Source organism: Pedobacter sp. 01T416_2, from assembly GCF_056398925.1.
The window spans coordinates 1-8375 of the sequence record NZ_JBFTQI010000195.1 but is presented as its reverse complement, the minus strand read 5'-3'; the positions used below and the strand labels follow the sequence as shown (position 1 = coordinate 8375).

Sequence of the window (8375 nt, the reverse complement as noted above, 5' to 3'; positions counted from 1 at the left end):
GATGCTTATTGTTACGGTATTAATGATTACCGTACTGAGCTTATTAGGGGTTAAATACGCGGTTCTGTTAGGCCTGGTGGCCGGTATTTTTAACGTGGTTCCTTATCTGGGAATATTCTTTGCGCTGTTAATAAGCTGCCTGATTACTTTTGCAACAGCAGGTGCAGGTAAAGTGCTTCTGGTTTTGATCGTTTTTGTTGGCGTTCATGCTGTAGATGGAAATGTGCTAATGCCGCTGGTAGTGGGGTCGAAAGTAAAAATTAATGCACTCTTCGCCTTTATTGGTATTGTAGTTGGCGAAATGATCTGGGGGATATCGGGCATGTTTTTATGCATACCTTATCTGGCCATATTAAAAATAATCTTCGATAGAGTGGATAATTTAAAACCTTGGGGTATTTTAATGGGCGAAGAGCATAAGCCCGACAAAAAGAAACGCGTTTATCGGATTACGAAAAAAATTAAATTAGAAGAAAAGGATTAGTATGGCCGAAAATAGATCGCCTCATATTTTAAGCACTTCTGCCAATCTGTTGGGCATCTGCTTTATTGTGCTTACTTCTTTAAAAAAACTCGCACTTACCGATGGTTCCATCATTGATGAATTTGCAGTAGCTGCCGTAATGTTTTTTATGACCAGCTGTATCTTATCTTTTATCTCTATGAGAAGAGAAAGAAACGCAAGTCAAAAGTTAGAAAAAGTTGCCGATTTTGTCTTTCTATCAGGCTTGGTTATCTTATTCATAGCAACGATTTTAATTGCCTTTAATTTGATCAAGTAAGTAAAAATTATAATAAATGAAACCTTTATTTGTATTACTTATCGTTTATATTGCCCTATTAGCCTTCGGCGGCCATACCACATTTGATAAAGGAAATATTTTTGCAGGCAATATCGCCATGGGTGTGATGTTACTTTTTACAGCTATAGGGCATTTCAAGTTTAAAACCAGCATGGCTGCTATGGTTCCCTTGTTTATTCCTAAAAAAGTAGAAATTGTGCTTTTAACAGGGGTTCTGGAAATCTTATTTGCCATTGGCCTGGCTATTGAAAGCACCAGATATTTTACCGGGATAGCCCTAATTATTTTTTACATTGCTATTTTACCTGCCAATATTTATGCTGCCAAACACCGCATCAATTACGAAGATTTGTATAAGCCAGGGCTTGGACCAAAATATTTATGGTTCAGAATACCCTTTCAGCTTTTCTTAATCGCTTGGGTTTGGTACTTTAGCGTTCGATAATATAGCTCAACCATAAAACATGCCTAACAATCCAATTCCTGCAAGTGCCAATAATCCAGCTGATGCTTTTACACGTTTACTCACTGTTTTAGATACACTGCGTACACAATGTCCCTGGGATAAAAAACAGACCATGGAAACATTGCGCCATTTAACGATAGAGGAAACTTACGAATTGAGCGACGCCATTTTAGAGGGCGATTTAGACGAAATTAAAAAGGAACTTGGCGATGTGATGATGCATCTGGTTTTTTATTCGAGAATTGCTTCCGAAACCAATGATTTTAACATTACAGATGTTTTAAACGGAGTTTGCGATAAACTGGTAAACCGACATCCACATATTTATGGCGATGTTGAAGTGCAGAACGAAGAAGACGTTAAACGCAATTGGGAGCAGATTAAACTAAAAGAAGGCAACAAATCGGTTTTGGCTGGTGTTCCATCTTCACTACCAGCTTTGGTTAAGGCTGCCCGCATTCAGGAAAAAGCCCGCGGCGTAGGCTTCGATTGGGAAGATAAAAATCAGGTTTGGGAAAAAGTAGAAGAAGAATTACAGGAGTTTAAAACTGAATTTAACGTTGCCGATAATACGGCCATTGATATCGAAAAAGCAGAATCCGAATTTGGCGATGTACTTTTTTCTTTGATCAATTACGCACGTTTCATTAACATCAATCCTGAAAATGCATTGGAAAAAACCAATAAAAAATTCATCAAACGTTTTCAGTACCTCGAAACCAAAGCAAAAGAAAACGGAAAAGCCCTGGCCGATATGACCCTTACAGAGATGGATGTATATTGGAATGAAGCAAAGAAATTATAGCCAAAAGGAGTAGAATCGCAAATTTAATATAAATTTTGCGAATGTAATCGCAAAATTTATATTAAATTTGCGATTATGATTTCAAGAGCAATATCAGATTCTATCGAAAAACATCTAAAAGATGAAAAGGCGATCATCCTTTTAGGCCCAAGGCAGGTTGGAAAAAGTACGCTCTTGCAACAGCTTTCTTCTAAATTTGCTAAACCTGTTATGTGGTGGAATGGTGATGACGCAGACATTAGAACAATACTTTCCAATACCACTTCAACCTCCTTACGTGCACTTCTTGGAAAAGCCAAAACGTTGGTAATTGATGAAGCGCAAAGAGTTGACAACATTGGTTTATCTATTAAATTAATCATTGATCAACTTAAAGATGTAAAAGTAATTGCTACTGGTTCTTCAGCCTTTGAGTTAGCCAATCATATTAACGAACCACTTACTGGTAGAAAATGGGAATATAACCTATTTCCTTTTTCGTTCGGAGAAATGGTGGAGGAAAACGGTCTACTTGCAGAGAAAAGATTATTGAACCATCGCTTGGTTTATGGCTACTATCCAGAAATCGTGAACAATCCAGGTGGAGAAGAAATACGCTTAAAACAATTATCGGACAGTTACCTATATAAAGATATCCTAACCTGGGAGAAAATACAAAAGCCAGATAAGATGGAGAAATTAATCCAGGCTTTGGCTTTTCAGGTAGGCAATGAGGTATCATATAACGAACTAGGGCAATTAGCAGGTCTGGATAATCAAACAACAGAGAAGTATATCGATCTGCTTGAAAAGGCATTTATTGTATTCAGATTGGGATCTTTAAGTAGGAACTTAAGAAATGAGCTAAAGAAAAGCCGAAAGATCTACTTTTACGACAATGGTATCAGAAATGCTGTAATTAATCAATTTAGTCCAGCTGTATTAAGACAGGACATTGGTGCCCTTTGGGAAAATTTCGTAATTAGTGAAAGGGTTAAACTTCTTGCTTATAAACAGATTAATTGCAACCAATACTTTTGGCGTACGCATGCACAACAGGAAATAGATTATATTGAAGAAAGAAACGGGTTAATGAATGCCTACGAAATTAAATGGAACGCTAAATCCAATGCAAGATTTCCAAAGACGTTTTTAGATGCCTATGAGAATGTGGAGACTAAAATAATTACACCCGAAAACGTGAGTGAATTTTTGTTATAAATAAAATTCCCCATCCACATAATACCATTTCCCATCTTCTAATCTGAAATTAGATTTTTCATGCAATATTTCTGTTTGGAACTTTTTATTCAGATAATAGGCCTTAAACTCGACGATATCAAAATCAGAAAAAATAATTTCGAGTTTTAGCCATTTGGTGTTTTTCGCACTGCTTAAATAAGCACTTTCCGAATGCCCTTTTCTTTTACTGCTATGCGTGGTGTCGTAAAGATAATCAGCATCAGCTACTACAAAAGCCGAATATCTGGAACGCATTAAGGCCTCTGCAGTTGGTGCCGCCTTCACTTTTAAATGATAAGGCTGGCAACAATGGCTAAACGCAGCTCCACTTCCACAAGGACAGTTTATTAAATCCATGATTAAAATTTACCACACAAAAGTATGATTTAATATTCCTGCTGCTAAAATTTCCGTAAAATTGCAGCTGAAAAATGAGGTATTTCTTTCACATTGCCTATCAAGGCCAGTACTTTAGTGGGTGGCAAAAACAACCTGGGGTAAAAAGCGTTCAGGAAGTTATTGAACAAACCCTATCGAAGATTTTAAAATCGCCGATTGCGATTAACGGCTGTGGGCGAACAGATGCGCATGTACATGCCAGTCAGTTTTTTTTCCATGCAGATATTGAAAAAGAGATTGATTTCGATCTGCTTTACATCCTGAATAAAGCTTTACCTTATAATATCGCCGTATACGACATTATTAAAATGGAGGGGAAACCTCATGCCCGGTTTGATGCTGTACAACGGAAATATGATTATTTTATCCATACCTATAAAGATCCTTTTTTAAGCACCCAAAGTTCCTTTTATCAATTAAATAATCTAGATTTTGATAAAATGAAAGCCGTTGTAAAATTATTACCCCAATACAAAGATTATAGGGCTTTTTGTACGCATCCTGATAAATACGAGCATACCATCTGCAATGTAATGGAAGCCGATTTATTTGTAAATCCAAAAGGCGACAGGCTGAGGTTTCATATTGCCAGCAACCGCTTTTTGGGCAAAATGATCCGCATTATTATGGGTAAAATGCTAATGGTTGGCAAAGGAGAACTTAGCTTTGATGAATTTGAAGGCGGACTGATTACCCTGCAATCCTCAAAACTATCATTACCCGCTCACCCAACAGGTTTATACCTTTCGAAAGTCACTTATCCATATTTAAACCTCGAACCACGCACTGAATTTATCCATAGTACACAAGGTATAGACTGGATTTCAATTTAAGTGTAGCGTTTTCATTTTGAACTCCGTTTAAGGAGTATGAAAGTTCAAATCTGTATTTTCCTCTTTGCACTGATCCTATCATTAGGCTGTAAAAAATCTACAACCGTGGATGTTTTATTGGATGGCAACTATACAGGTGTGTTGGTAATTACCAATAGTGTTAGGTCTGTGCCGATAACCCGACCAATTTCTATCTCGTTACAGGATGGAAAATTCAACATTACTCCTAGTGCTGATGCTAACCTAAAACCATCGGGAGGTAAGGGAACCTATAACTTTAAGAACGGGATCGGATATTTTACAGATGAGGGCGTTTGGACAGCAGATTTTGATTGGAATATGATTTTAAATGGCGAATACGATATTAGAAGCAGCGGAGTAGATTTAACCCTTAGAAAAAGGTTTAAGCTTCAAACAGATTTTTCTCCGGCTACCTCTTACGCTACAGTAGATTATGAATATATTTTAAAAAGAAGTAGTTAATCCTCATCTAAATGAAAAATTTAATATTCTTCTTTATTGTCTTATCTAGTTTTGTTTTTGGATGTGAGAAGAAATCTGAAACAAAAACGACGAATTACGAATTTGAAATCAATACTTCAAAATCAATCGGTGCATCTACATTAGTATTAAAATCGATTAGCGATAGCCGTTGCCCAATAAATGCTGATTGCATTGGCGCTGGTGGTGCAAAAGCTTTTTTCAAATTAACATCTAATAACATTGATCAGGAAATTATCTTATGCAAAGGAGATTGTGGCACCTTAGAGGGTGTAGCAAACCTTAAAATTAACGGCATAGATTATTCACTCAAATTAATTGACATTACACCATATCCTCAGCTTCAGAAAAGTGATAACACACCAACTGTAAAAGTTGAGTTGACAAGAGCTTAAGTTTAGGTTTGCTTGGGCATCGGAAAATGATCTGTCCGGTGACCCAAGTTTTTTCCTTATTTAAATCGGATTGCTTTAAGCGGAGAAACTTTACTGATCAATAGCGAAGGGATAATCAAGACCGTTAAACATACCACTACCGTAACGATATTAAGCAGCAGCACATCAATAAAATGAAATTCTATTGGTGCATAAGCTAAAAAGTAGGAGGCCTGGTTAAGCTTGAAAATGTGAGTGGCCTGCTGTAAAAAACCAAGTCCTAAGCCCAGAATATTCCCCAGTAATAAGCCAATACCAATTAAATAAGCCGCATTGTAAAGGAAAATTTTCATAATGCTCCAGTTACTGGCCCCAAAAGATTTTAGCATCCCGATCATATTTGTTTTCTCCAAAATCATAATCAACAATGCGGTAACCATGTTAATTACACCTACAATTAACATCAGGATTAAAAGCACATTGGTGTTTACATCAAGAAGACCTAACCAGGTAAATATATTAGGAAAATTTTCTTCGATAGAATACGAGCGCAAATTGCGTGGAAGCTTTTCATAAATATTATTGGCAATAGGCTTAAGTCTGTTAAAATCATTAATCCTGATTTCTATACCACCAATTTCGTTGGCGTTCCAGTTATTCAGGCGTTTAATTATATTCAGGTTGCCAAGTACAAAACCCTTATCAATATCTTCTACACCAATATCATAAATGCCTACAATTTTAAATTTACGCGGCCGCAACTGGTTTTGAACAAAATACATGATAAAATCATCACCGGTTTTGAGTTTTAAACGATTAGCCGTATAATTCGAGATGAGCAGTTCTTGCATGGCAGCTGTACTGTCAGAAAAATCGATAATGGTTCCGCTGATAATATGCTGCTTAATGTAATCCCACTTATAGTTTTTGTCGATCCCTTTAAAATTAATGCCTTCAATTTCATTATTTGCCGAAAGGATAGCAGGTTTTGTAGCAAAAGGATAATAATATTCAATGTCAGGATTATTTTTGAGCATTTTTTTTGTTTCTCCATCAAGTACGAAGGGAGAATGCTCAAAAGAATTATTCAGATCGTAACGGGTCACTTGCACATCGCCCAAATAGCCTCTTACTTTATCCTGAATTTCAGTTTTAAAGCCTTTTATAATGGCTATAGAGAGAATCATAACAGCCAAACTCAACATCACGCCTGCTATTGCAATACGCACGATAAGTTTTGAAAAAGTACGCTCAGATTTAATGGCTATCCGCCCTGCGATGAAATATTCGAAATTCAATTTAATCAATTTGTATTAACAAAAATGCTCAATTCCTTTTTAAAAATGGCATTTTCGGAAATAAATAACCAACTTTAAACATCAATTTTTAAGTTGTAACAAGAAAATACCAATAGCATAATTGAAATATATTGTAAATTGTTTTGTTATAATACCGGAAGATTAGAATAATACTCAAAATGAAAAATTACATCAGCTTTGCTTTAACCAGTTTAATTGCATTATCGGCCTGCGGACAACCCAAACCACTTGAACAGGAAGTTCTTGGAAAGAAAAGCCCTGAAAACAGAAAACTGATGATCAGGACTGTTAAACTGCCATCGACAATTAAAACCGGTGCAGAACAGACCGAAAAATACCTCCCGCTTCTAAAAGGAAAACGTGTGGGTATGGTGGTTAACCCCACATCAATTATCGGTACGCAGACTTCGGTTGATAGCCTGCTGAAACGAGGTGTTAAAATCCAGAAGATATTTGGTCCTGAGCACGGTTTTAGAGGTAATGCCAGTGCAGGCGTTACCGTTAACGATGATGTTGACACCAAAACAGGTATAAAAGCCATCTCGCTTTATGGTAAACACAGTACACCAACGACTGAAGATTTAGCAGATATCGACATTATGGTGTTTGATATCCAAGATGTTGGTGTTCGYTTTTATACCTATATCAATACCTTACAGCACGTTATGGAAGCCTGTGCAGCAAACAATAAAACGCTGTTGATTTTAGATCGCCCCAATCCAAATGGTTATTTAATTGATGGGCCGATTTTAGACCCAAAATTTAAATCGGGCATTGGCGTGCAACCTATCCCTATTGCGCATGGCTTAACGGTTGGCGAATATGCGCAGATGTTAAATGGCGAAGGCTGGTTGAAAGATAAGGTGAAATGCAAGATTACCATTATCAAAAATGCCAATTACGACCATGATATGGAGTATACTTTACCAGTTAAACCCTCTCCTAACCTAAATACACAGCAATCTATTTTACTTTACCCATCTACCTGCTTATTTGAGGGCACCTATTTAAACCACGGCCGCGGAACGATGTTTCCATTTACTGTTGTTGGGGCACCGTACCTTAAAGGGAAATTCGATTTCAGTTTTACGCCGAAAAGTATAAAAGGAATGTCAGAAACACCATTGTTTCAGGATCAGGTTTGTTATGGCTTAGATTTAAGAACTTACGATACCTCAAAACTGGTAAAATCGAAACAGGTAAACATCAGCTGGTTAATCGAACTGTACAAGGCATCCCCAAGAAAAGAAGATTTCTTTAACACCAAGCTGAGCAAAGAAATGGGTACTATCGAAAGATTAGTTGGTGTGGCAGATTTCAGGCAACAGGTAATCGACGGAAAAAGTGAAGCAGAAATTAGGGCGAGCTGGGAACCAGGACTAAGTGCATACAAAACCATGCGGAAGAAATATTTGCTATACAATTAATTATTGAATGAGAGAGGGATTGAATGACTGAATGATCGGATTGYCCCTTGCAATTATTTTCAAACTTAATAGAAAGAGGTTTGTTATTATAGATGATTGATAAGCGCTGTGCTATTCAATCATTCAAAAACTTAATCATTCAATCATTTTAGCTATGAGCGGTCCGAAAATTAAAAGTGATAAACCAGGAAGCAATTACCAGGAAGAAGTGCCCAAAGGCAGGGAGC

The 8375-nt window shown here is 36.9% G+C and carries 11 protein-coding genes; 9 read left to right on the top strand and 2 right to left on the bottom strand.

The window, feature by feature from the left end; all coding sequences use genetic code 11:
- The 5 genes from AC1DPQ_RS10490 to AC1DPQ_RS10470 form a co-directional block, all read left to right on the top strand.
- On the top strand, positions 1–484 hold a 484-nt coding region (locus AC1DPQ_RS10490; RefSeq protein WP_477609157.1), incomplete at its 5' end, for an AI-2E family transporter.
- Between the two features lies 1 nt (position 485).
- Positions 486–782, top strand: coding sequence for a hypothetical protein (locus AC1DPQ_RS10485; protein ID WP_477579019.1), 297 nt, complete (start codon positions 486–488; stop codon positions 780–782).
- A 16-nt stretch (positions 783–798) separates the two neighbouring features.
- Complete coding sequence (locus tag AC1DPQ_RS10480; RefSeq protein ID WP_477579020.1) at positions 799–1248, top strand: DoxX family protein; 450 nt, start codon at positions 799–801, stop codon at positions 1246–1248.
- Between the two features lie 19 nt (positions 1249–1267).
- Complete coding sequence (mazG, locus tag AC1DPQ_RS10475) at positions 1268–2074, top strand: nucleoside triphosphate pyrophosphohydrolase (protein ID WP_477609156.1); 807 nt, start codon at positions 1268–1270, stop codon at positions 2072–2074.
- A 75-nt stretch (positions 2075–2149) separates the two neighbouring features.
- Positions 2150–3274 (top strand): ATP-binding protein, encoded by a 1125-nt coding sequence (locus tag AC1DPQ_RS10470; RefSeq protein WP_477609154.1) that lies wholly within the window; start codon positions 2150–2152, stop codon positions 3272–3274.
- Here the strand turns inward: AC1DPQ_RS10470 and AC1DPQ_RS10465 are convergent.
- Entirely contained in the window at positions 3269–3652 is a 384-nt protein-coding gene (locus AC1DPQ_RS10465; RefSeq protein ID WP_477609152.1) for a YchJ family protein, read from the bottom strand. The two genes, AC1DPQ_RS10470 and AC1DPQ_RS10465, sit on opposite strands and share 6 nt — an antisense overlap.
- Positions 3653–3726: 74 nt before the next feature.
- Between AC1DPQ_RS10465 and AC1DPQ_RS10460 the strand changes: the two genes are divergently transcribed.
- From AC1DPQ_RS10460 to AC1DPQ_RS10450, 3 genes are read left to right on the top strand one after another with little or no spacing between them, the layout of a single operon-like run.
- Positions 3727–4527 (top strand): tRNA pseudouridine synthase A, encoded by an 801-nt coding sequence (locus AC1DPQ_RS10460; protein WP_477609150.1) that lies wholly within the window; start codon positions 3727–3729, stop codon positions 4525–4527.
- A 36-nt stretch (positions 4528–4563) separates the two neighbouring features.
- On the top strand, positions 4564–5010 hold the full coding sequence (locus tag AC1DPQ_RS10455; protein ID WP_477585586.1) for a hypothetical protein: 447 nt from the start codon (positions 4564–4566) through the stop codon (positions 5008–5010).
- Between the two features lie 11 nt (positions 5011–5021).
- Positions 5022–5423, top strand: coding sequence for a hypothetical protein (locus AC1DPQ_RS10450; RefSeq protein WP_477585584.1), 402 nt, complete (start codon positions 5022–5024; stop codon positions 5421–5423).
- Between the two features lie 56 nt (positions 5424–5479).
- Here the strand turns inward: AC1DPQ_RS10450 and AC1DPQ_RS10445 are convergent, their stop codons facing one another.
- On the bottom strand, positions 5480–6700 hold the full coding sequence (locus tag AC1DPQ_RS10445) for an ABC transporter permease (RefSeq protein WP_477609148.1): 1221 nt from the start codon (positions 6698–6700) through the stop codon (positions 5480–5482).
- 179 nt (positions 6701–6879) lie between these two features.
- Between AC1DPQ_RS10445 and AC1DPQ_RS10440 the strand changes: the two genes are divergently transcribed.
- Positions 6880–8148: an exo-beta-N-acetylmuramidase NamZ family protein gene (locus AC1DPQ_RS10440; RefSeq protein ID WP_477584201.1), complete on the top strand. Its 1269-nt coding sequence runs from the start codon at positions 6880–6882 to the stop codon at positions 8146–8148.
- Positions 8149–8375 lie beyond the last annotated feature (227 nt).

Excerpts from the sequence above, each read along its gene's own strand:
- AC1DPQ_RS10485 (WP_477579019.1), top strand. The coding sequence starts at position 486 with ATGGCCGAAAATAGATCGCCTCATATTTTAAGCACTTCTGCCAATCTG.
- AC1DPQ_RS10455 (WP_477585586.1), top strand. The coding sequence starts at position 4,564 with ATGAAAGTTCAAATCTGTATTTTCCTCTTTGCACTGATCCTATCATTA.
- AC1DPQ_RS10470 (WP_477609154.1), top strand. The coding sequence starts at position 2,150 with ATGATTTCAAGAGCAATATCAGATTCTATCGAAAAACATCTAAAAGAT.
- AC1DPQ_RS10460 (WP_477609150.1), top strand. The coding sequence starts at position 3,727 with ATGAGGTATTTCTTTCACATTGCCTATCAAGGCCAGTACTTTAGTGGG.
- AC1DPQ_RS10480 (WP_477579020.1), top strand. The coding sequence starts at position 799 with ATGAAACCTTTATTTGTATTACTTATCGTTTATATTGCCCTATTAGCC.
- mazG (WP_477609156.1), top strand. The coding sequence starts at position 1,268 with ATGCCTAACAATCCAATTCCTGCAAGTGCCAATAATCCAGCTGATGCT.
- AC1DPQ_RS10465 (WP_477609152.1), bottom strand. The coding sequence starts at position 3,652 with ATGGATTTAATAAACTGTCCTTGTGGAAGTGGAGCTGCGTTTAGCCAT.
- AC1DPQ_RS10450 (WP_477585584.1), top strand. The coding sequence starts at position 5,022 with ATGAAAAATTTAATATTCTTCTTTATTGTCTTATCTAGTTTTGTTTTT.